At 45.9% G+C, this 23325-nt stretch carries 18 protein-coding genes; 15 read left to right on the top strand and 3 right to left on the bottom strand.

The window, feature by feature from the left end; all coding sequences use genetic code 11:
* Positions 1 to 78 precede the first annotated feature (78 nt).
* Positions 79 to 1302: a PTS transporter subunit EIIC gene (locus ACN081_RS04670; RefSeq protein WP_419103840.1), complete on the bottom strand. Its 1224-nt coding sequence runs from the start codon at positions 1300 to 1302 to the stop codon at positions 79 to 81.
* A 173-nt stretch (positions 1303 to 1475) separates the two neighbouring features.
* Here ACN081_RS04670 and ACN081_RS04675 point away from each other — a divergent pair, with 173 nt between their 5' ends.
* The 7 genes from ACN081_RS04675 (at position 1476) to purL (ending at position 7638) form a co-directional block, all read left to right on the top strand.
* The gene (locus ACN081_RS04675; protein WP_419102335.1) at positions 1476 to 1706 is read left to right on the top strand and encodes a glucose PTS transporter subunit EIIB; all 231 of its coding nucleotides are present in this window, start codon (positions 1476 to 1478) and stop codon (positions 1704 to 1706) included.
* A gap of 39 nt (positions 1707 to 1745) precedes the next feature.
* Positions 1746 to 2210: a PTS sugar transporter subunit IIA gene (locus ACN081_RS04680; RefSeq protein WP_419107081.1), complete on the top strand. Its 465-nt coding sequence runs from the start codon at positions 1746 to 1748 to the stop codon at positions 2208 to 2210.
* Positions 2211 to 2233: 23 nt separating this feature from the next.
* Positions 2234 to 2953 (top strand): GntR family transcriptional regulator, encoded by a 720-nt coding sequence (locus tag ACN081_RS04685; RefSeq protein WP_419103842.1) that lies wholly within the window; start codon positions 2234 to 2236, stop codon positions 2951 to 2953.
* Between the two features lie 183 nt (positions 2954 to 3136).
* Positions 3137 to 4018 (top strand): hypothetical protein, encoded by an 882-nt coding sequence (locus tag ACN081_RS04690; protein ID WP_419103843.1) that lies wholly within the window; start codon positions 3137 to 3139, stop codon positions 4016 to 4018.
* A gap of 184 nt (positions 4019 to 4202) precedes the next feature.
* Complete coding sequence (purS, locus tag ACN081_RS04695; RefSeq protein ID WP_419102331.1) at positions 4203 to 4454, top strand: phosphoribosylformylglycinamidine synthase subunit PurS; 252 nt, start codon at positions 4203 to 4205, stop codon at positions 4452 to 4454.
* Positions 4455 to 4460: 6 nt separating this feature from the next.
* Entirely contained in the window at positions 4461 to 5258 is a 798-nt protein-coding gene (gene purQ / locus ACN081_RS04700; RefSeq protein WP_419107082.1) for a phosphoribosylformylglycinamidine synthase subunit PurQ, read from the top strand.
* 64 nt (positions 5259 to 5322) lie between these two features.
* Positions 5323 to 7638: a phosphoribosylformylglycinamidine synthase subunit PurL gene (purL, locus tag ACN081_RS04705; RefSeq protein ID WP_419107083.1), complete on the top strand. Its 2316-nt coding sequence runs from the start codon at positions 5323 to 5325 to the stop codon at positions 7636 to 7638.
* A 76-nt stretch (positions 7639 to 7714) separates the two neighbouring features.
* Here purL and ACN081_RS04710 read toward each other — a convergent pair whose 3' ends face one another.
* Together ACN081_RS04710 and ACN081_RS04715 are read right to left on the bottom strand one after the other, a co-directional pair.
* Positions 7715 to 9145 (bottom strand): polysaccharide deacetylase family protein, encoded by a 1431-nt coding sequence (locus tag ACN081_RS04710; RefSeq protein ID WP_419107084.1) that lies wholly within the window; start codon positions 9143 to 9145, stop codon positions 7715 to 7717.
* 27 nt (positions 9146 to 9172) lie between these two features.
* Positions 9173 to 11116, bottom strand: coding sequence for a glycosyltransferase family protein (locus tag ACN081_RS04715; RefSeq protein ID WP_419103845.1), 1944 nt, complete (start codon positions 11114 to 11116; stop codon positions 9173 to 9175).
* Positions 11117 to 11235: 119 nt separating this feature from the next.
* Here ACN081_RS04715 and ACN081_RS04720 point away from each other — a divergent pair, with 119 nt between their 5' ends.
* From ACN081_RS04720 to wecC, 8 genes are all read left to right on the top strand, one after another.
* On the top strand, positions 11236 to 11976 hold the full coding sequence (locus ACN081_RS04720; protein WP_419103867.1) for a DUF6270 domain-containing protein: 741 nt from the start codon (positions 11236 to 11238) through the stop codon (positions 11974 to 11976).
* Entirely contained in the window at positions 11973 to 12626 is a 654-nt protein-coding gene (locus ACN081_RS04725) for a hypothetical protein (protein ID WP_419107085.1), read from the top strand. Before ACN081_RS04720 ends, ACN081_RS04725 begins: the two co-directional genes overlap by 4 nt.
* 6 nt (positions 12627 to 12632) lie before the next feature.
* Positions 12633 to 14102: a hypothetical protein gene (locus ACN081_RS04730; protein ID WP_419103847.1), complete on the top strand. Its 1470-nt coding sequence runs from the start codon at positions 12633 to 12635 to the stop codon at positions 14100 to 14102.
* Positions 14095 to 16566 (top strand): bifunctional glycosyltransferase/CDP-glycerol:glycerophosphate glycerophosphotransferase, encoded by a 2472-nt coding sequence (locus ACN081_RS04735; protein ID WP_419107086.1) that lies wholly within the window; start codon positions 14095 to 14097, stop codon positions 16564 to 16566. Before ACN081_RS04730 ends, ACN081_RS04735 begins: the two co-directional genes overlap by 8 nt.
* A gap of 105 nt (positions 16567 to 16671) precedes the next feature.
* Complete coding sequence (locus tag ACN081_RS04740) at positions 16672 to 18696, top strand: CDP-glycerol glycerophosphotransferase family protein (RefSeq protein WP_419107087.1); 2025 nt, start codon at positions 16672 to 16674, stop codon at positions 18694 to 18696.
* A gap of 1 nt (position 18697) precedes the next feature.
* Positions 18698 to 21316 (top strand): hypothetical protein, encoded by a 2619-nt coding sequence (locus tag ACN081_RS04745; RefSeq protein ID WP_419107088.1) that lies wholly within the window; start codon positions 18698 to 18700, stop codon positions 21314 to 21316.
* Positions 21317 to 21328: 12 nt separating this feature from the next.
* Positions 21329 to 22030 carry an acyltransferase gene (locus tag ACN081_RS04750; RefSeq protein WP_419107089.1) on the top strand — a complete coding sequence of 234 codons (702 nt, stop codon included), beginning with the start codon at positions 21329 to 21331 and terminating at the stop codon, positions 22028 to 22030.
* A 26-nt stretch (positions 22031 to 22056) separates the two neighbouring features.
* The gene (gene wecC / locus ACN081_RS04755; protein ID WP_419107090.1) at positions 22057 to 23310 is read left to right on the top strand and encodes a UDP-N-acetyl-D-mannosamine dehydrogenase; all 1254 of its coding nucleotides are present in this window, start codon (positions 22057 to 22059) and stop codon (positions 23308 to 23310) included.
* The last annotated feature ends 15 nt before the right edge of the window (positions 23311 to 23325 follow it).

The following is a 23325-nucleotide window of genomic DNA, read 5'->3' on the forward strand; positions in this document are numbered from 1 at the left end:
TTTTTTCGGGGGGGGGTGCCAATTTTTTTTTGGGCCCCCCCCCACCCCCCTTTTTTGGAGCGTTAGTTGTTTTGACGTTTATGCGTTAGGAGTGTTTACGTCTGCTTCTTCTTCACGACCGGGGGTTCGTAGATTCCATTTACGGATAACGAAACGGAAGGTGAAGTAGTAGATAACGGCGTAGCACAAACCGATAGGGATAATCCAGATGGAGTTTTGCGAAATACCGAAGTTGAGGAGGTAGTCGATGGCTCCTGCAGAGAATCCGAATCCGGCATGGATACCTAATGCGTTGGTCAGCATCATGGCCGTTCCGGTAAAGACTGCGTGGATAACGTAGAGTGGCCAAGCAACGAACATGAAGGAGAATTCAAGAGGTTCGGTAATACCGGTGAGGAGTGCGGTGATACCGGTGGAGAGCATAACGCCTCCGATGAGTTTCTTCTGTGATGGTTTTGCTTCTTGCCAGATGGCTAGTGCTGCTGCTGGTAGTGCGAACATCATGATGGGGAAGAATCCTGTCATGAAGACACCAGCAGTAGGGTCACCAGCGAAGAATCGGTTAAGGTCGCCTTGTACACCGTTGTAATCGCCGATGAGGAACCAGACGATGGAGTTAAGGATGTGGTGGAGACCAACGGGAATGAGCATACGGTTCAGGAAGCCGTAAATACCAGAGCCGATAATCGCGTTTGCGTAAACGGCTTCACCGACGCTCTTAAGAACTGCGTCAAAAGCAGGGTATAGGAGGCTCATAAGCACACCAAGGACGATGGCGGCGAAGGAGGTGAGGATTGGGACAAGTCGACGTCCGCCAAAGAATCCGAGCCAGTCGGGGAGTTTGGTGCGGTGGAATTTTTGCCAGAGTAGTGCTGCGGTAATACCAATAACGATACCGCCAAGAACACCGTAGTTAATTTTTTCTTGTTCGGCGCCTTCAGCTGCTGCTCCAAGCATGATAGGAGACATTGCGGTGAAGACGTTGTTAAGGACGACGTATCCGACAGCTGCTGCTAGCGCGGTAGATCCGTCACCTTTTTTCGCAAACCCGAAGCTAATGCCAATAGCAAAGAGGAGAGGCAAATTTTCGAAGAGTGCTCCACCTGCAGCGCCGATGACGCTTGCTACATCTTGCATACCAGGAAGTGCGCCGAGAAGGTCTTTTTGTCCGAGGCGTAGAAGAAGGGCAGCTGCTGGAAGCGCTGCGATGGGAAGCATAAGAGAACGCCCAAAACGCTGTAAGACTTTCATGGATTTTCCGTCTTTCAGACTTTTTCGTTCCGTTGTCGCCGGGGTCGACATGGGTCCTCCTTGATAGGGGGTAGGGAGTTATTGATGTGTGTATGACCTCTGGTACTGTTTATAACCAGTGATATAAGATACTATAGTTCATGATGAAGAACCTGCCAAGAGAATATCGAGGATAAAGTTCTTAGATCACCCATAACCACTCCAACCTCAGTTAGGAAAACATCATGTTTGATGCAGAAAAAATTCTAGAAGCACTCGGCGGAGCAGATAACGTCGAAGAAATTGAAGGTTGCATCACCCGCCTTCGCGTAGAAGTTGACGACGCCGAAGCCGTAAACCAAGACGCCCTCAAAGCAATGGGAGTTCACGGAGTCGTCGTTCTTGGATCAGCAGTTCAGGTTGTTGTAGGACCAGTAGCCGACACCTTGGCAGAAGACATTCAAGACCTTCTCTAAACCCCATATACATAAACCTCCAGAAGAAGGAGACTTACCATGACACAGCTCCTCGACGTCTATGCGCCATGCGCTGGCGAACTCAAAAGCCTCTCAGACGTACCAGATGAGGTATTTTCCCAAAAAATTGTTGGCGAAGGCATCGCCATCGAACCGACAATTGAAGACGACGAAACCTTCGAGGTTAAGGCCCCGTTTGACGGCACGATTCTCAAACTCATGCCTCACGCATTTGTCATCGCAGCTTCAACAGGGGAAGCGTTACTCGTTCACGTCGGTATTGACACCGTAGAGTTTGCAGGTGAAGGCTTTGAACACTTTGTTCAAGAAAAAGACAGCGTTACACGCGGGCAAAAACTTATGAAGGTTGATGCCAGCGCCCTCAAAGAAGCAAAATCTTTGATGTGCCCAGTCGTCGCGCTTAAACCTACACAATGCACGCTGGTTCCAGTAGAAAACTCTACGCTCTCTACAGAAACCGTCGTTTTACAGTTGTCTTCCTAGAACTATTCTTCGAGAATACTCTTATGTTGAAACATGAACGCGTCCGTGCGCAGTTAGAAGAGCTCATACACTCCAACTATCGTTCTGGAGATTGCCTCCCCGGAGAGCGTTTTCTCGAGCAAAAGTTTGGGGTCTCTCGAATTACCGTTCGACGTGCTATCTCTGAACTTGTCCAAGCTGGGCTATTAGTAAGAGTTCACGGTAAAGGCACTTTTGTCTCGCACGGACGCGTTCAATCACATCTACACCTCGCATCTTTCCACGAGGACATACGCAACGCAGGGATGACACCTGGCACCAAAGTCATTGACGCGTATTGGGAAGAACCACCAGAGAATCTTCAAAAATTCTTCCCACAAACACAACGCTTGCTCCACCTTAAACGTCTTCGCTTAGGAAATGGGCTTCCTGTCTCTGTTGATCAAAGTTGGATTCCAGAAGATATTGCTCAACCCTTTGTTCATAGCGACCTTACGTCTTCTCTCTATGAGCTCTTCTCGAGTTCTGGTACCCCAGTAGTTGGAGCGCAACAAACGGTTGAAGCAGGCAAACCGTCAGAAGATTTAGCTCACCTTTTAGAGATATCACCTCGCGAACCGGTACTCATCTTTCACCGGTATTCCTATACGCTCATTGATGACATAAAGTTTCCGATAGAACATACTGTATCTACATATCGTGCAGACCGATACCGTCTATCCATGCATGTAGAGAGCTCTTCCTCGACCTGCTCTGCACGCTAAAGTTATCACCGATATATTTCAGAACTTATCCAAACGACAGGGAAATCACAGCTACGACAGCCCCAAGAGTCCTCACGCGCCAGTATGATGTAAAAAGACTGAAATATTAAGAAGTGCAACGCGTCTTTTCGTAGTCACATTTCTACTGTTAACTTCATGTACCACTTCTACCGATTGAGAACTATGTCCAAAAAATTTATTACCTGTGCAGCTCTCACAGGACTTCTTGCCCTCAGCGCTTGCGGCGCTCAAAATAGCACGGCTTCCTCTGCGGCCTCTAGCTCGACTCCTAGCAGCACGCCCAGCGCGACCCCATCAGCTACGGCAACCCCAACACCATCAGCAACACCTTCGGTGACCCCCACACCTAGTGAAAAGCCAACACCAACCCCTACCGTAGTTGAAGAAAAGCCAGCCGAGCCTGAGACAACAGAACCTGCTCAAGAAGAAACACCTGAAGGGCCAACCCCTGAAGAGCTAGCTTACGAACAGGCTAAAAAAGATGCAGAAGCTGCCGGTTTCCAAGCGATTAACGCCATCATCGAAGATATGTATTCGCAAGGTCTTGCCGGCTCTGCAGCCGCAAAGAAAAACCTTGCAGATAAAGTCTCCACAGCGTTATCTAATGACATCAAGTCTCGCGCTAACGCCAAAACACCTTACCGTGAGCTACTAGAACACACTCCTGAAGAGAAACTTATCCCCATCCTTGAGGATGTTAAGAACACTGCCCCCTACGCATCTCGTGTAGACACCACCGGCATGAATACCGCTGACCAGCTTGCACTTTTCATGCTTTTGGCAGATGTGAGCAACGGCGTCAACGACAGCAACTACCGCTACTATGATTTCCAAGCTGCAGATAACACCGAAGTAGACTTCAACGGCGATAACAAAGTCACGCTCAGCAACATCACCAGCAAGGCTAACGACGTTAACGCACGCTTTGTCGATATGTCTAACCCCGAAGAGAACTATAATTTCTCGCTGATTAGAACGGATCAGGGCTGGCAGCTCGAAGGACCAGTCATGCTGGACTATTTCACCGAGCAAATTCACCGCTAAAATATATTTTTATATTACGAAAGCACTCATACCCGACGTTTTCCCTTCTCATTAGGGAGAATACTACTCGGGTGTGAGTGCTTTAGTATTTCTCATAACGTGGGGTCCAATTGTCCTATCAATAGGCTAAAATGATACTCGGCTCACATATTTATTTACGTACACTCAAGGAGTGCTCACCCCAATGGCCCGTATTGTCGTCGACGTTATGCTCAAACCAGAAATCCTTGACCCTCAAGGTAAAGCCATCGCCAACGAACTACCCCGTATCGGACTCACCCAATTCACAGATGTCCGCCAAGGGAAACGCTTTGAACTATCCGTCTCCGGCGAAGTTACTGAAGAACTCCTCCAACAGGCTCAACAAGCTGCTCAGGAGCTACTTTCAAACCCCGTCATCGAAGATGTTGTCAACGTTTCGGTAGTGGAGGACTAAACAAACATGGTTGAGTCTCTTAGCGCACACGAAACACCCCTCATCGGAGATTTCACAACACCTGCACCAGAAGAACAACTCAAAGACGTTCGCGTAGGCGTTATCACATTTCCTGGAACACTTGACGACAGAGACGCTATGCGAGCAGTAACACTCGCCGGTGGAACACCCGTACCGCTGTGGCACGATGAAGCCAACCTACATCAGGTTGACGCAGTCATCGTTCCCGGCGGTTTTTCATATGGAGACTACCTGCGCGCTGGCGCCATCGCAGCGAAAGCCGCCGTCATGGAAAAAGTTATCGACGCCGCACAATCCACACAGGCACTACCCGTGCTAGGTATCTGCAACGGCTTCCAGATTCTCACCGAATCACACCTACTACCAGGGTCCATGATTAAAAATGATCATCGAAAGTTTATCTGCCGAGACCAAACACTACGAATCGAAAATAACACCACCCCATGGACACGGCATTATGAGGCCGGTCAAGAAATAGTGGTCCCACTCAAAAACCAAGATGGTCAATACGTTGCAGACCCTAAAACTCTTGAAGAACTAGAACACCAAGGACGTATCGTCTTCCGCTATGTTGACGTAAACCCCAACGGTTCACGTAACAACATCGCTGGTATCTGCAACGAACGAGGTAACGTCGTTGGACTCATGCCACACCCCGAACACGCTGTAGAACCAGGTTTTGGGCCTTCCTCCTCCGGTGATGGAAGCCGCACCCTACGTGGTGGCGCTGACGGGCTAGGGGTCTTCTCCTCCGTTTTGAGCACACTCGTTACACACCCTTAGTTCAGTTTCTTACCCATCGCAGAGAAGTCTTCTTCGATGGTTTACCACAAGGATCTACCTACTCATGAGCGATAAGCAATTCAACCTAGACACCGTAGAAAATGCTGCGGCAACCCCCAATACACAACTGCCGTGGGCTGAACTTGGTCTCAAAGAAAACGAGTTCAACGACATCGTCGCACTCCTTGGACGACGCCCCACCGCAGCAGAATTAGCCATGTATTCTGTTATGTGGTCTGAACATTGTTCCTATAAATCTTCCAAGATTCACCTTAAACAATTCGGACAAAAAGTCACCGAAGAAATGACCCAAGACCTCATGGTTGGTATGGGAGAAAACGCCGGTGTGACAAACATCGGCAATGGTTGGGCAGTCACCTTCAAAATTGAGTCGCATAATCATCCTTCCTATGTCGAACCATATCAAGGTGCAGCAACCGGTATTGGCGGTATTGTCCGTGACATTATTTCAATGGGTGCCCGACCTGTAGCTGTCATGGATCCACTACGTTTTGGCGCTATTGACCACCCCGACACTCAACGAGTTCTACCAGGTGTTGTCTCAGGTATCGGCGGATACGGCAACTCTTTGGGGCTACCTAATATCGGTGGCGAAGTAGAATTCGACTCCTGTTACCAAGCAAACCCTCTAGTCAACGCTCTTGCTGTTGGCATTATGCGCCATGAAGATATCCGCCTCGCTAATGCTTCTGGTGTAGGCAATAAAGTGATTCTCTTCGGCGCACGCACCGGTGGTGACGGTATTGGTGGGGCATCGGTACTCGCCTCAGAATCTTTTGACGACACTAAACCCTCAAAACGACCAGCAGTTCAGGTAGGAGACCCTTTCGCCGAGAAAGTACTCATCGAATGTTGCCTAGAACTTTTCAAAGGCTCTGTTGTTGAAGGCATTCAAGACCTTGGCGCAGCCGGTATTTCTTGTGCAACAAGCGAACTCGCATCCAATGGTGAAGGTGGCATGCACGTAGACCTCACAAAAGTTCTATTACGTGATCCGACCCTCACCCCAGGAGAGATTCTCATGTCAGAATCTCAAGAACGCATGATGGCCGTTGTCACCCCAGAAAATCTAGAACGTTTTGAGCAGATTATGCACAAATGGGACGTTGAGTACTCAATTCTAGGTGAGGTAACCGATACTGGTCGCCTCATCATTGAATGGGACGGCGAAATCATTGTCGATGTAGACCCTAAAACTGTTGCCCATGATGGGCCTACCTATGAACGCCCCTATGCCCGCCCTGATTGGCAAGACGAAGTACAGTCCCAACACTTTACAGGCTCTGCGGAGGACGCTCAACGCCCCACCCAAGAGAACCTTGCCGAAGCCATTATTGACTTCATGGCAAGCCCTAATATGTGTTCAAAGAGTTGGATTACAAACCAATACGACCGGTATGTTCAGGGTAATACAGCGTTATCGCAGCCTGATGATTCTGGTGTCATTCGTGTTGATGAGCAGACCGGTGCAGGTGTTGCCCTAGCAACAGATTCTTCTCCACGATTTAGCTATCTTGACCCTTATACAGGCGCACAAATCGCTCTAGCAGAAGCATATCGTAACGTATGCACTGTAGGCGCTCGCCCTGTTGCTGTTTCAGATTGCCTCAACTTCGGATCCCCAGAAGACCCTGATATTATGTGGCAGTTCGTAGAATCAGTCCGCGGACTGGCCGATGGTTGTCAAGAACTAGGCGTCCCCGTGACCGGAGGAAACGTCTCCCTCTACAACCAGACTTCTGGGCAAGCTATCAAACCAACCCCCGTTATTGCCATGATGGGCGTCATGGACGATGTAACCCGTCGTGTGCCTTCTGGGTGGCAACGAGAACATGATGGGCAAGCAATCTATCTTCTTGGCACCACACGTGATGAATTAGATGGTTCTGAGTGGGCGCGGTATTGCGGACACCTTGGTGGCATGCCTCCTCAAGTTAATCTAGCTCAAGAAAAACTTTTAGGTGACATGCTGGTGAACATGTCTCGTGATGGCATGATTGACGCTGCCCACGATGTCTCCTCTGGTGGTATTGCTGCTGCTGTAGCTGAAGCCTGCTTACGTTTTAATGTTGGCGCTCGTATTGGTCTTAGTGAAGTTGCTGAACGGGATGGCGTCGATTTGTTTACGATGCTGTTCTCGGAATCTACCGGACGTGTTATTGTGTCTGTTCCGCGCTCCGAAGAAGTACGTTTCAAAGATATGTGCACGGCACGAAATTATCCTTTTGCACGTATCGGCGTCGTTGATGCGGCTTCTGAAAATCTTGATTTTCAGCAGGTTGTTGTTCCACTCAATCAGCTACGTGAACGTTGGGAAAATACCATGCCACAGTATTTTGGCGAGGTAGCTCAAGGCTAGATACTAGCTACCTAAAAAATATAGGATGAGGGGTGCTCACGTCTTTTGAGGTGAGCACCCCTCAGCTATATGTTCTCTATACGGCAAGAAGCTTAACGTCTTCTGCGTCAGCATCAATTTCCACGACAATGTTTTGTTCGTCTAGAGGTATTGTTGCTACATGGCGGAGATAGAATGTTCCGGATTCTGGAACCTCATGGTATTTCCTTGATTCCCCAATCCTAGACATAACTTTACTTCCAGGTGTTGCATTTACTTGTGCGCTTAGTTCACGCGTAGAACCAGATACGTTTTGACGATACTTAGAATGGGTAATGGTCGTTCTGAAGGGATTCCCAGACGAAATTGGAAGAATGTTATCACGGTAGCATATCGAACGATCAGCGACTCCTAATCCTGAAACAGTTAGAACCATAAGTGCGCCTTGATCACGCAGCTGAGCAATATATTCGAGTGTCTTCTTGAAGTCTGTAAAAGACATCTTTTTCTCTTGTCCAACAGAATTCATATGCCACATTAAAACCACCCCCATCTTCCATTCAACAGCTCTATTGATGAGGTCTCGTGCTCTCAAAAAATTATAGGAGTCTAGGGAGTAATGTGTCTGGCCATCTCGCATAATTCCATCAAGAGGGCGAAAATAACTATTTCGTAGATACCCGGATGCTAAACCATGATTTTCGAGGATAAGTTTTCCAGCATAACTATCCCCCCATTTTTCAGGGGAATCTGAAGGCATATGGCCTTCGTACTTTATGCTGTCCCCACCAGGAGGAGCAAAACAGTCTATGGGGATACGTGGCATTTGTCTCCGCAGTTTATTACGGCCACCAAGAATCTCGTAGCGTAGCTTCTCATGAGGGGCATCGGTATGAGTCACTCCGTGGTTCCAGACTTCTCCACCATGGTGAATAACGTAATTCTGGATACTTTCAAAAGTATCTTTTTCTTTAGAATTCTCACCCACTCGGTTTGAGGTAGTAACTCGTGTAAAAGGGAAAGCATATTTCTCGAGGAGAGATAGTGCCATCTCTTTGAACTCTAAAGCTCCATCGTCAAAGCGAAGAGCAATAGCAGCTCTCCCACCAGTTCCTATCTTTCCTCCTTTACGGGCACTAATATTCTGTTGAAGAATAAGATGTTTACCTGATAAACTCAACGATTCTTTAGGTATGACGGTCTTTGCACCCGTATGTTCCTCTTCAGTAAAATACTTTTCCCAAGAGTTCCAACGTATTTTGGGTTGTGGAAGTTTTCCTTTTTTATAGCTATTTAGCGCTGTCCACCCAATAATTTTTGGTTTTTTCTGTTCGCCGAATCGTGCGTACACCTTATTCTTTTTAGATACGACAGTGAGCCTTTGAAAAAGTACTTTCCCAAAATCAAATACTTCTACAATCGAGTCTTTATAGGCCTCTTGAAAGTTTGGCAAACCTTTACAACTTTGCTGTTGTACAAGGTATATTCCTTCACGATTCATAGCGTCAAGGTCATCTACATATTCCATATATTTCCATCCTCATATATTGAGGGATTAGAACATCAGGTGTTCTAATCCTTTCCCATAAAAACGTAGCGGAGATTGTGCCAATAACTCGCGATCTTCAACATTCCACGCATGAGAGGTGGCATCGCCACTGCGCATTTGCAAGAAATTAAACCTATCCGAAGAGTAAATCACTCCCCCATCTTGATGCACAGACGATAAGAAGCCCGTATCTTCACCCCGATTTCCGGCAGGAAATGGGTGTTCAAGAAATACTTCGCGAGCGCCTGTAATGGTTGGCCCCATCACGAAGTTCGTGTATTTATGCTCGCGTTCTGGGTTGCGTAGCAACGTCGCGTTATGCGCCTGAAGATGCATATAGTGTGCCTGTTTACCGACGATGTCTGCACCAGAATAAGCAAGAGCAAAAAGCATATCTTGAAGATAGTGTTCACCGTAGAGGTCGTCATCATCGACTTTTGTGATAATTTTTCCATCTGCGCTGCGCACTAGTTGGTTTAAACATTCTCCCAGAGAGAGCGTTGAGTCTGCTCGTAGTATTTGCAGTTCTATTCCGTAGTCGCGTGCTTTAGCTTGAAGCTGTGGTGTTGGTACGTCGAACCCGTGAGTGAGTAGGTTAAGTTGTACTGGAACTGGCGAAAAGCTATCAACAGTTTTAAATACGTGGTCGATATGTCCGGGTCTGTTCGTTGAAACAATAACGGTTGTTTCAGGTAGTTGGTGTGGGTGTTGTTGAGGTGTTTTCCCAGCAGCTTGCAATACTTGCATCGCACGGTGGGTGTAGGTGTGTGCAGACCATATTTTTCGTTGTGCAAGGTGCACGGTACGGTCGTTGAGCTCTGGTGAGTTTACCAGTGCTTTGAGCATATATTCTGCTTGTTTTTGGGTAGTCGCGATAGGTACTTCTTCATCGGTAAAGAAGCGCGGTATAGCCTCTGAATGAGTCGTTAGTACGGGCGTTCCAGAAGCTGTAATTTCAAAGACTCGACGAGCGCACATACTTGGTGAGTCAGTAACAGAGTTGACGTTTAAAAAGACTTTGTACGCTTTGTACGCGGTTAGCATTTTTGCGTAGGGAAGAGAACCGACAACGTGCTGGTTCAAGGGTTCTGGAAATTGATAATTTGGGTCGTCTCCAAGGAATCGTGAGAAAATTTCTAGCCCATGTTCCATGCTCGGTGTAACAGTGTGTGCTGCGCCGAGGAGCATGTCCATTTGTTCACGTCGTTCTGGGTATTTATGAGCAAAATACATTCCGGCGAAGGCAATATCTCGTTCGTGGAATCCGTGTGGAGGTCGGGCAGGGTTATGGATCGCTTTTTGTGCGGCAAAGGCGAGCGCAGAGATGTTACGGTGCCCTAGCCGTTTTTGATATTCAGGAATTTTCCGTTCATCTGAGGTGAATACATAATCAAATAATCGTGCGGTAGGAAGAAAATCTTCAAAGTGTGGGGGGTCTTCTTTATTCCAAAAGATGGTGGGAATATGATGCGCCTTGCAATAGTTGATGATGTCTTTTAACGCTGTTGAGGGAGCATTTTTTCCGGTCAGTTGGTATTGCCAGGCGCCGTTATTACCTGCCCATGCTGATTCGACAAAAAGTAAATCTATTCCCGTGTTAAGTTGTTCTTCCCATGTGCTGGGGTCTAGCGCAACGGTATTAAATTCGTAGCCCCATGCTGCAGCTGAAAAATCATCGAGGATGACGGCTACACGATATTCGTTGAAGGTGGGAGTGCGTTCTATAGGACTGGAAAACTCTGGAAAGTCGAGTCTTAGGTGTTGATTCTTCCCTGAAAAGAGTGTTTTCAGCGGGGAGGAGCGAGTAATATGGGGTCGAGCGTCAGCACCTTTAACAACGTGTTGTCTGGTGGTGAAAGCTCGAAGCTGTTTGCGCCCGCCAGTGCGTAAATGCCAGGCAGCTCGTCTAACGTAATTAATCGCTTCAATAAGGTGGGAAGAGGACGACATTGGTTTTCTCTTAGTGACGGTTCTACACTTTATAACAATCTGCTACTAATGTAGCTTGTACTAGTTTTTCATAGAAGTTAGGGAACAAGACGCTGAACAGTACACCGATTCGCACTTTTATCTATGGTTCTTGCGTTTCGCGGGATACCTTTGAACTGGTGCCTGCTCAAGATTATAAGATTCTCAATTATGTTGCTCGTCAATCTGTTATTGCGATGAGTCGAGATGCTAGTGAGCTTTTCCCTTCTGGTGTGTCGTTCTCGTCTAAGTTTCAACAACGCATGGTTGAAGGCGATTGGCAAGGTAACGCTTGGCAAGAGATCACCAGCAATAAGGATAATATTGACCTGCTCATCTGGGATATTTTTGATGAGCGCCATGGCGCATATCGTTTTGATAATGGTGCAACGGTGACGCGTTCCAGTGACTTGTTAGGTTCAGAATTGACAGAGCATGTGTCGCAAGCTTTCCTCTTTGTTTTTGGTACAGACCGGCACTTTAATTTCTGGAAGTATTGTGTCGGTTACTTCGTCAAAAGCCTTAAGAATGCCCGCCTTTTCGACAAGACCGTTGTCATTAAAGTTCCTTGGGCTGAATATTTTGATTCTGGAGAGTCAACGCCATCAAGTATGGGAACTTCAGCTAAAGAAGCAAATAACCTATACGCCCGTTACTATGATTTCTTAGAGTCGTTAGGGTTCCATATGGTTGATTTGAGCGATTATCCTGTGCGCGCAGAGCCCCTCCACCAATGGGGTAAGGCACCATTTCATTACACTTTGGATGTTTATCAGGAAATCATCCGTCAGCTTCAAGAACTAGGGTTCTTGCCTCATCCTGAGAAGAGGAGCCAAGAGTGAACGCCCCTAAAACACGGCGCAGTTTTTCGTCTTGGTTATGGGGCTCTTTCCAAGATACTGACGAGCATGAGTACCAATCAGAACGTGGCTTTCCGGTACCTTATGTACCGTTAGGGCGTCTAGTTCATCGTTCCAACGAAGAAAACATTAAACGTGATTCTGATTCTTTAACTCAGATGATTTTTGGACAGAATCTTCGTCATGCTCCTGAGTGGTGGAAAGGTGCTACTGCTGTCGGTATTGTCAGTAGAGAATTACAAGAAACCTTTTCTGAAGAGTTAGTGAGCTTGTCTCCAGGGTGGTCTTATGGGGTGTTGAACGCTCTTTCTCCTAGTTTTTTTGTGATTGAAACTCGTGCCTTTGAAACAGGCCTATGGGCTTGTGCATTATCGCCTGGGAGTGAGCATCTTTTTGATGAAATATCTACGTTGACGAATCTCTCTCAGCGCAAACTTATTACCGTTATCCTCATTGATAATGCAGAGCTTGATGTTCGGCCAGCGCGCTCTTTTACATTAGCTAGTTCTTTGTCACGGTTACGTAGAGCAACCCCTGGTTCATTAGATTCTTTGGCCAATAACGATCCTTATGCGATACCTTTATCTGGGTTTTTATCTCGCCTTGACCAGTATCTTATGCAGGAGGTGTAGTGTGCTATGGATATTCTAATTGTTTTAGGAAACACTTCTGCACAGAAGACGATGACACAGATGTCTCGTGATCTTGCCGCAGCTTTAGAACGGCATCATATTTCTTATAAGATTCAGCGTTATGAAGGAAGCACTCAAGGTATTGGGCAGTGGATTCGACAGCATAGTATCCAGGAGCAAGCTCAGGCTGTTATTTGTGTTGGGTATACGTTGTGTTTTTACGCAGCACAAGATGCTTCTCTTGATGTGCCTCTAATGTGTGCGCTGCCTGATATACCTGGCACAGCAAATGCTCTTTTCGATGATGCTACTGATAAGTTAGAGACTATCGCCTCTGTTTCGGACCTTCTCTTCGTTGCAGACGAGACGTCACGCTCTCTTTTGGAATATGTTGTTCCAGGCGTTTCTGGTCGGGTACGTTTATGTTCAGATGTGCGCACTATTCGTTCGTTGCTTAAGGAAACTCGTACTTCTCAGAGCAACCACCGCATTTTAGTCAGTAGTCATGATTTTCGTTTTATTTCTGATGCGGTCTATATGCTTCAGCGTATTCCAGGTGTGGAAGTACGTCGGCAACAGTGGCAGTTGAGTTCGGAGACTCCTCCCGTTGATGATAGGAGCGCAGATTCTTTAGAATGGGCAGATACTATTCTGTGTGAGTGGGCAGGACGTAACGCGGTCTGGTATTCGCATCATAAACGTCAAGGACAACGACTCTTTGTTCGTCTCCATGGTTTTGAAAGTCGTTCTGAATGGATAGAGCAGTTAAATCTTTCTGCAGTAGATAAAGTATTTACAGTATCTGAGTTTTATCGTGAATCTCTTATTAATGAGTTAGGATGGTTGCCTTCTCAGGTTGCTGTTATTAATAACAGTATTAGCTACCATTCTTTTGACCGTGTTAAAGATCCTCATGCTGAGTTCCATCTTGGAATGTTAGGGTACACCCCATTGTTGAAACGCCCTCATCTTGCCGTCCGTATTTTACGTCAGCTTCTTGAATGGGATTCTCGTTTTATTCTGCATTTTCGAGGGGAGTCTCCGTGGAATAAGTCATGGATTTGGCAAAATAGCCCGCAAGAAGCCGATGGCTATCGTCAGCTATATCGTCTGATTGGGGATGATCCATTACTTAGAGAGCACATTGTTTTTGAGCCTTCTGGTGCTAACGTTGAATCGTGGTTTACGAAAATTGGTTGGATTTTGTCCCTCAGTGAACGTGAGACGTTCCATCTTGCCGCGGCTGAGGGCATGGCTTCGGGTGCGGTACCTCTCTTTTTACAGCGTACCGGTGTAACCGAAATTTTTGGTGCCCATTGGGTCTTTGAGAAGCCTGAAGATATTGCGTCTTTCATCTATCACACAGTTCAAGCTGGAACATGGCAAGAGCAAAGTGATAAAGCCTCATCATATGCTGCACGGTTCGACTATGTTCAGTCCAATCACCTATGGCGTAAGGTGCTTCTTGGTGAGTAATCCGCTCTTTGACGTCATCATTCCAGCTTCTCACGCCCATGAGACTCTTTCTCGTGCAGTAGATTCGGCATTAGCCAGTGACCTCGTCGGGCAGGTACTGATTGTGGTTGATGGCGGTGAACAAACTGCACAGGTTGCTTGTCGTCTTGGAGTAGAGCAAAATCGTGTCCAAGTGTTGTATACGGGAGAAGACTATAGCCCAGCCTGTCGTGGGGTAAGTGTTGCTCGCAATATTGGGTTAGAGCACGCTCGTTCTGAATGGGTGACTTTTCTTGACGCCGATGATGCATACGATAGTAACTATTTTGAAGCAATCAAAGATTTTCTCGATTATAGTAGTCATCCGCCATCTATCATTCATACTCGCCCGTTAAGGGTGCTTAACCAGCAGGTAGAGGATACACATCCCTTGCGGTATCGTTTTGCTTCTGGTGATTGTTTGGTTTCTTTAGAAGACGATCCTCACATGATTGGTCTTTCAGCAGTGTGCGCTGTTTTCCCTCTACAAGGTCTTAGGGATTATAGTATGCAGTTCAACCCTGAACTTAGGTTTTCTGAAGACGCCGATTTTATTGTTCGGTATCTTCTACAAGCACAAGGGCTAGTAGGTTTTAGTTCCCACGCCCGATACCTCTATTCGGTCGGTTCTTCAGGTTCTCTCAGCACTCGTGCTTGGAGTATGCCTGAGAAGTATCATCTTCCGTTTATTCACGCCTATTACCAGTGGATTAAGCAATGCTCAGGTCAGTTACCTATTTGGCTTCAGAACGTCCTCATCTATGAGCTAAGTTGGTATATTCAAGCTGACAGAGAGGTTTTTCACCCTTCATTAGAGCTTACCTCGACAGTACGTCAGAGCTGTGCTAAGCATATTCGACAGGTCGCTCGTTATCTTTCTGTTCAAACCATAGAAAATTATGCTCTAACACCGCTAAGCCTAGACCGAAGAATGATGTTGTTAGCATGTTCTGAGTCCGTTCAAACTGGCAACATACTTAATGGTTATGTCATTCGTTATCAGCAACGCCCATGGCAGAAGAGTCGCAAATATACGTATTTTTTTGTGGGCAGTCTGAGACAGGAAGAATTTTTGACGTCCGATGGATTCCGACTCTTTTCCGAACACAGTACATGGGTTAGTCACACGCTATACGATACGGAGTTTGTACGAGAACGTATCCTTTGGTTTTCTGATTTGGTGTCTCAAGCGCTAGTTCATCATGAAGTCTATGAGGTATCTCCCTATAGGGGATTACCGCAGTTGCCTCGATTAGCTCAAAAGCAAGAGACAGCACCAGCTGTTATAGATGCTAAAACGGATTCTCAGAAGGTGTCGCTTCGTAGAACTCTTTATAAGTTGCGTCAGAAGTTTTGGCATCTGAGAAAATCTATTACTCATCAGGGTTCTGTTCTTGAAGATACCACCCAGATACCGTTGTGGCTTTATATGGATAGGGCGCATCGCGCTGGAGATAATGCAGAAGTTTTCTACCAATATGCTCAGCATCATGCACCGCAGGTTCAGCACGTCTTTGTGTTGAGTTCTTCTTCCCCTGATTGGGCGCGTTTGGAGGAACTAGGGTATCACCTTGTTGCGGTAGAAAGTGAAGAGTATGTTCGGTATGTGCGACAAGCACAATTCTTATTTCTAAGTGATATTAGCGATGGGCAAGTTGTATCTGCCATTCAAAAGTTAGGTCAGCACCAGTGTTTAGTGTTCTTGCAGCATGGTGTTATTCGACATCAGATTTGGCGTTGGCTTAATCCTCGTCGTATTGATTTGATGGTAACCAGCACGATTGAAGAAAATGAGCTTCTGCTGGCAGAAGGTTCTCATTACACCATTAGCGCTCCTGAAGTCATCGCTTCTGGGTTGCCTCGTTTTGATAGGTTAAATCATCTTATTCAGCAGCAAACTCACCGGAATATTGTGCTGATTTCCCCTACATGGGATAGCAGTTTATGTGCTCATGGTAGTGGGCAAGATCTTCAAGATTGGGTTAATCACTGGACAGCAGATTGGTTGCCACAAAAATTTTATGACGAGCGCGGTGTGGAGCTTCATCCTGTATTTTTTGTGCATCCAAATATGGAGTCTGCCATCAATAAGTATCATATCGATTTTCCGGTAGAGACTTGTTATGGTCATCAATTTCATGAGTTTCTTGCTCGTTCTTGTGCTGTCATAACAGATCGCTCCTCCATTGCTGAAGACAGTTGGTTTGCGGGTGTTCCTGTTATTCGAGTACTAGAACCTACCGAAGCAGCGCTACCCCATCGTCGGTTGAAGAACGTTCCTCAAGAGCAGGGCCCTGTTGTTGATGGGCTAAGAGAAGTTCCAAGGTTATTGCTTTCAATACATCAGTTATATCGGGGCCCACATAATAATTTGGAGAGACATTCATGCAAAGTTTTATTGAGAACTATTCTTAATAACTATGCTCAATTTTCAATTCCTTCATAAAATCAATTCTTCAGAACTGTAAGGAAGGTAGGATATTCCTTTTTTATCACTTAGACTGGTGTTTACGCATAAACATTTCCCCATATACGTTTCTACGAGGTATCCATGCCGGCAGGCGCCAATCTTCTTACCGTTATTGTCGAATCTCCCAATGGTTTAGATAAAGAATCTGAACTATATCGACGGCTTGTTTCAGCACACCTATTTTGGGAAGACAGATATTCGATAGAAATTGTTGAGGACCTCCTCAACACTGCAACCATTAAGGCTCTCTGCTCAAGAATCAACAGCAAATACATAGTGTTCATGAAAGACACACACCGTATTTCTCTTGAATACATGCCAACCTTGTTAGAGACCCTCGACGAGAAAACCGAATACCTCGTCGAACCAAAAATTTACATGGGAGAAGTGCCGGCGCTCACCTCACGCACCAAAATAGATAACAACTATTTCTATAACCGAGATACCGACGTCTTTGGTATTGCCTACAACACAAAACGCCTTGCCGAATTATTAGAAATAGTCTCCGATTTAGACCGTTCCAGCCTATACATCACCTATCGCCTATACTGGTCCATTAATTCAGCACCACGCATCGATACCGGATATTCCGTATCTTCTGTGACAAAAGTAGCTATCGGAATCGTCCCCGAACAAACCATTGACAGAATGGTTCCACTAATTTCTACTACCTGCCAAGAACTACGTCTTTATATTCTGCGGCTACTCATTCTTTCTCTTCGTGGGCTTCGCGGATCCAAGAAGAGCACCTTATCTATCGGACATATCCGCGAACTCATACGCTTCTTTGGGCTTGAAGAACTCTCAAGTTTCGCAGAGGCGTTAAACCCCTTTGAACTAGGAATGTTCAACTGGTTTGCAGATCCGAATAACTCTCGCTACCTCTTCAAACAGCTCACTGAACGAGACGCTTATTTAGAGTTCCCTTCAGAGGAAGAACGAGATGAATCGTACTATCATTTGTACTCCATCGAGTTCCCAGAACAGACTGTAGAAATTGGGCGTTCTTACCTTTCCAAAGAGTTGCGTGTTGGACGTGAACGCCCCGGATCTTATGACTTCTACTCACGCCCTATTCGTCCTAACTCGACCATCATTTTCTATGACCGCCCCATGCAAGCGGACGATAACGCCGAACACCTCTACGATTATTTCACCAAGAATTATCCAGAATATAACAACGTATATTTTGCGCTGAATAAAAAGTCTCCGGATTGGGAGCGTCTCGAAGAAAAAGGATTCAAGCTTATCCCCTTCTTCAGTGATGAGTTCTATGAGAAATTCCTCATCTCAGATCTTGTCGTAGCTTCACAGATTTATAACATTAGCTACCGCGGGAAAACCCTACAAAATTCACGGTTTGTGTACCTACAGCACGGTATTCAGCTCAACGACATGACCGACTGGATTTTGTCCAAGCACTTTGACATTTTTGTTGCTACCGGAAAGATTGAAGCAGATTATCTGAGCAAGCTTGCAGCAGTAGAAACACTCAATTCTGGCATTCCTCGTCTAGAGACATTAGCTCAGAACATGAAAGACCCCGAACATCTTTTATTCATGCCAACATGGCGTTTTAATTTGCAAACTGCCACTACCGAAAGTTTCATCGAGTCAGACTATTTCAAGTCAATTAACGGTATTATGACAAACCCGAAGTTACTTGAATATCTCGAAAAACACGATAAGAAACTCCTCGTTCAGTTGCACCCAAACACTGAACGACGTGCAGATTGCTTTGAATTCTCTGAACGTGTTGTGCTCTCAGATTTGAGCTATAGCGAGGCTATCGCATCAGCAGAGATGGTCTTTACCGATTATAGTTCCGTCGTTCTTGACGCCGCTTTTGTTGGTATTCCTATCGCATACTATCAGTGGGATCTTGATGATTTCTTTGAAGAGCAGCCTTATGAGTCACGTCTTGATTATGAGAAAGATGGCTTAGGTCCGGTCTTCAAACATTCCGAAGATATTTTGAACTATATTCTCAACGAAACATATCTTCAGCCTTCAGAAGAGTATGAACGTCGCCGTGCGGTGTTCTTTGAAGGAGTCTCAGTAGATCGTATTAGCTCAACAATTATTGAAAGGATGCTGGAACTTTAAGATGGCTCCTCAACAAGATCTTCAACAACCTCAAGAGCCTGAGTCTGAAATTCAGAACTCTCAAGAACCTGAGTTCGAAACTCAAGATTCCCCAAAAACTCAGCCTAAACCGCAGAAATCTCAAGAACTTGCAACTATATCTCAAGGTAGTTCTGCACAGGTTGAGAAGAAGACCGCCACGCAAAAAGTTAAAAATTGTGCGCAGAATGCTGTCACAAAGGTATCTTTAACGTTCAACAAAAAACGTGCTCGTAATGCCATCAAGAAAGTAGCCTTCTCACCGAAGAGCCGAGATTTTGCGCGAGTTGTCAATAAATATGCTCGACGCAATGAAAAAATTGCTGATTTGCTCCTTGAAAAGGGTGCACACGACCGTTTAGAACGGCTCGGTTCCGAACGTTTAGAAGCCGGAAAATACTTTGCAAAACTCACCATCAAAAATTGGGAAGAGTATCGAGACCAAAAGTTTAGACTCTACCAAAACGGTAAAGTCGTCTACGGTAATCAGATTGAGCCACCAGCTCGTGGCTTCCCCTTAGAGTACCGAAATATTATCGTTACCTCCCGCGATATTGCTAATTTCTCGCTCAGTATTGATGCCCCGTTCACTCTTGCTATTAGTGAAGGTGCTTTCACCACAGAACAACAAGTCAAATACGATATACAATATGGGGTCGAGCAGCACGATAACGTTTTCTACTCTTTGCGTGGAAATACAACAAACCCTTCAAAAATTCTGATTACGTTCCCTGGGTTTGGTCCTTCTACAACCCGTGTTTCTTATGCGGTGAGCTACCTTAAAGCACTCAGCGATCAAGATCTCAGCGATACTCTGATGATTTGTTTCCAAGACCGCTACATGGTTTCAGGAACATACATGATGTGCGATAGCAGCCGAAGGGCACTGTACCCCAAGGTCAAAAAAATCCTTGATAATTTCAAAGATAAATACGGTATCGAGGATGACAAGATGCTGTTCTTCGGGGCGTCTAAAGGTGGCTCTATTGCTATCCACTACGCTCAAGAATACCCTCAGGCAACGCTTTTGCTTGCAGTTCCTCAGATGAACCTGCCTTACTATATGAACAAGCCGTTCTTCCGGTATAACCTTTATGGTACGTTCCGTGAAAATCTTGATCAGGCACCAGATATTGGCAAGTTACAGCAGCCAGAAGACCTACTTCGCTCCTATCTTGAGCAAAAACGCACTATCCACTATTTCTATACCACCTCGGATGAGCTGAGCAACCACTCCCTCATTGAACTTGTGCGAGGAGTGCCTAAACTCACCAAGTACCGTATCAACGGTAAACATGGAGAAGTTGCCCGTATCGCGCTACCATCCATTTTGAATGTTATCCGTGAGTTCTTAGGCGCAAACACGGAACGTTCTATCGCATGTGAAGATGTCCGAACCTTCCATGACGAGCAGTTCCTTTACTCTCAGCTACGTATTGAGTCTGGCCTTCCAGAAAGCGCTAGCTCAGACACTGAAACAAACTGGTTTATTGAAGCTGATGACGAAGGAACAAGACTTCGTGTCTTACTCACAAGCCACTCCTACGACTTTGTAAAGTACACAAAGCCGGCTCAGCGTCTCTACGCAGCTTATGACCCTATCGAAAAATTCGATAAGATAGTAGGTCTCAATACCGACGGAACCCGCTATATAGGAACATTTCCTGAGCGGCTTACCCGTGCAGAAGACCAAATACAAGAGCCTGTCTTTAATGGTGCTCCTAAACTATCTATCGATACACAAGGAAACATCGAACAATACACGATTATCAACGGCGCTAACCTCGGTCGTTTCCAATATAGGGCACACATTATTAATCATGATGGTGTACTTGCAGAGGTTCACATTGTTGATGATATTAACCGTGCGTCTTATGTTCGTGAGTCTTCTTTCCAAGAGGCCACTCCAACGAAATCTCTTACCGTTGTAGAGTCCTTAGATGACTTCACTTTCGTTCAGCTCTTTGCATTACGCACCGTCATCACTTCCGGTTGTGAACGTTTACGAATAGTCTTACATAGTGCTCACGCAGATGCTGAAATTGTTAAGAGCCTCGTAAAAACAGACTGGATTAAGGTTCAGGTTGTTGTTGTACGCCCAGTAGAGAACCTTGATATTGATCGTCGCCCATTTGCGAACTGGATTAAAAAACGTCGTCTCAATGTATTAGGTAGTGCACAACGTCAACGCACACTATTGACAGAGACACCTTATCAGAAGACGGTGCTTCCACGACGACGAGCAATAACGCCCGACAAGATTAGTGTTTCAGCAAGTAGCACATCACAAGCTACCGCAAAGAAAAAAGCCAAGAAAACTGTTTCAAAGGCTACCGTTCAAAGTAGTACTGTAGAAACTCTCCCTGAGAGCACTCCCGTAGACACAATGCCTTCTGGCGTGCTTCACAAAGTTTCATACGAACAGCCACCATCAGCTACACGTCAGGAGACCAATACGACATCCTCCCCAGACGTCGAGTCCTCCCCCACACAAAAAGCTGAAACACCCCAAGAAAACCCCACCCCAAAAAATAAGAAAACGCGTGGTTCTGCGAGTCATAAGAAAAAGGGGAATCTACTCGCCCGCAAGCGCCGTCGATAGGAATGACGACACATGCACGTTCTAAAAGCTATATCTGAATACACAGATCAAGATGGAAACCGAATTATCTATTCCGGTGAAAAACCACTTGATAACAAAATATCTATCACTTTTCGAGGCAAGAATAATACTCTCGTCGTACACGAAAAGGCACGAGTCCGTCTCGTAAACATCCAATTCGACCAAAATAACGGTCGATGCGAAATTGGTGCCAACGACGGTTCAGTAGCACCTTTCAGCGCAAATATTCGTATTGGAGAAGATTCTTCTGCCCTCATCGGTGATAACGTATCAACAACAACCCCCGTACAAATTTCTGCGGTAGAAGGCACAACAGTACGTATCGGTAACGACGTGATGATTGCTGGTAGCGTTAAAGTACGAGGTGATGATGGACATCCAATTTTTGATGTACGCACCAACCAAAGAATTAACACCGCAAAAGATATCACTATCAAAAACCACGTATGGCTGGGAATAGAATCCTACATTATGGGAGGTGCTGATATTAGCGACGGTTGCGTCGTTGGAGCACGTTCCATCGTAAATAAGGCTTTTCCTAATAACTGTATTATCGCGGGTTCTCCAGCAAAAATTATTCGACGTAACATCGCATGGGAACGTCCCCATCTGTCAATGGCATCTCCTGCTTACAAAGATTCTGGAGATACCGTAGAAAAAAGCGATTACTGGAATATCACTGTTGATCTTTAACCCGCAAGCTCACCTTGGGAGTTCTCATGTCTAACCATTCAGTCACCTTTGTCGGCTTGGGGTATATTGGTCTACCTACCGCGGTGATTATGGCAAACCATGGGTTAGATGTGCATGGTTTCGATATTAACGAACAAGCTGTTGATGCTATCAATAGTGGTGAGCTCACTATTGTTGAACCAGGTTTAAAGCAGAAACTCCGTCAGGTACTAGACTCTGGTTGTTTCCGTGCCAGTACAGAGCCTCGGCATAGCGATACTTTTGTGATTGCGGTACCGACGCCTTGTACTGAGACGAAGGAAGGCGATCTTTCGTATATTTTTAGTGCTGGTGAAAAGATTGCTCCGTTATTACGCGGTGGAGAACTCATCATTTTAGAGTCTACGTCCCCACCTCAAACAACGCAGAAGTTGGCGCAATATATTCTGTCGTTACGCCCAGATTTATGCGCAGATGGGGCTCCTAATCCTCAGGGGTTACCTGTCATATATTTTGCACACTGTCCTGAAAGAATTTTGCCGGGGCGTGCGCTAGAAGAATTAGTAACGAATGACCGTATTATCGGAGGACAGTCTCCTCGTGCTATTGAAAAGGCCTGCGAGCTTTACCGGACTTTTTGCACCGGAGAGCTCTTAGAGACTGACGATGTTACTGCGGAGTTAGCTAAGCTTACCGAAAACTCTTTCCGTGATGTCAATATTGCGTTTGCTAATGAGCTATCGCTGATTGCAGAGTCCTTAGGTGTTGATGTCTGGGAGCTTATTGATTTAGCTAACCATCATCCGCGGGTGAATATTTTGCAGCCTGGGCCAGGTGTTGGTGGTCATTGCATTGCGGTAGACCCATGGTTTATTGTCTCTTCTGACCCCAAAAATTCGCCACTGATTCGTACCGCTCGTGAGGTGAACGATAGAAAACCGCAATGGGTTATTGAACAGGTGAAGTCAGCTGTGGCACGTGTAGATTCTGCCCGTATCGCGGTGCTGGGGCTATCTTTTAAAGCTGATATTGATGATTTACGTGAATCTGCTGCGTTAAAGATTGCTCAGCAGTTAGCACAAGAGCTTCCCCATAGTTCTTTGACTGTGGTCGAACCCCATATTTCGGAGCTTCCATCTGTGTTAAGAGACTATCCTCAAGTACATTTGGCTTCTTTAGAGGATGCTTTAGCGGATGCGAATATTGTGCTGTTATTAGTGGATCATCAGGCTTTCTCTTTAGTACCTGCGTGTGCTCTTGCCGGTAAAGAAGTCATTGATACTAAGGGATTTTGGAGATAGCGATTACGAGGTGCT

Origin of the sequence: Rothia sp. P13129, from assembly GCF_048512865.1 — a bacterium.
GTDB lineage: Bacteria > Actinomycetota > Actinomycetes > Actinomycetales > Micrococcaceae > Rothia.

Bases quoted from the DNA above. Each gene is read 5' to 3' on its own strand.
- ACN081_RS04670 (WP_419103840.1), bottom strand. From the start codon at position 1,302: ATGTCGACCCCGGCGACAACGGAACGAAAAAGTCTGAAAGACGGAAAA.
- ACN081_RS04675 (WP_419102335.1), top strand. From the start codon at position 1,476: ATGTTTGATGCAGAAAAAATTCTAGAAGCACTCGGCGGAGCAGATAAC.
- ACN081_RS04680 (WP_419107081.1), top strand. From the start codon at position 1,746: ATGACACAGCTCCTCGACGTCTATGCGCCATGCGCTGGCGAACTCAAA.
- ACN081_RS04685 (WP_419103842.1), top strand. From the start codon at position 2,234: ATGTTGAAACATGAACGCGTCCGTGCGCAGTTAGAAGAGCTCATACAC.
- ACN081_RS04690 (WP_419103843.1), top strand. From the start codon at position 3,137: ATGTCCAAAAAATTTATTACCTGTGCAGCTCTCACAGGACTTCTTGCC.
- purS (WP_419102331.1), top strand. From the start codon at position 4,203: ATGGCCCGTATTGTCGTCGACGTTATGCTCAAACCAGAAATCCTTGAC.
- purQ (WP_419107082.1), top strand. From the start codon at position 4,461: ATGGTTGAGTCTCTTAGCGCACACGAAACACCCCTCATCGGAGATTTC.
- purL (WP_419107083.1), top strand. From the start codon at position 5,323: ATGAGCGATAAGCAATTCAACCTAGACACCGTAGAAAATGCTGCGGCA.
- ACN081_RS04710 (WP_419107084.1), bottom strand. From the start codon at position 9,145: ATGGAATATGTAGATGACCTTGACGCTATGAATCGTGAAGGAATATAC.
- ACN081_RS04715 (WP_419103845.1), bottom strand. From the start codon at position 11,116: ATGTCGTCCTCTTCCCACCTTATTGAAGCGATTAATTACGTTAGACGA.
- ACN081_RS04730 (WP_419103847.1), top strand. From the start codon at position 12,633: ATGGATATTCTAATTGTTTTAGGAAACACTTCTGCACAGAAGACGATG.
- ACN081_RS04740 (WP_419107087.1), top strand. From the start codon at position 16,672: ATGCCGGCAGGCGCCAATCTTCTTACCGTTATTGTCGAATCTCCCAAT.
- ACN081_RS04745 (WP_419107088.1), top strand. From the start codon at position 18,698: ATGGCTCCTCAACAAGATCTTCAACAACCTCAAGAGCCTGAGTCTGAA.
- ACN081_RS04750 (WP_419107089.1), top strand. From the start codon at position 21,329: ATGCACGTTCTAAAAGCTATATCTGAATACACAGATCAAGATGGAAAC.
- wecC (WP_419107090.1), top strand. From the start codon at position 22,057: ATGTCTAACCATTCAGTCACCTTTGTCGGCTTGGGGTATATTGGTCTA.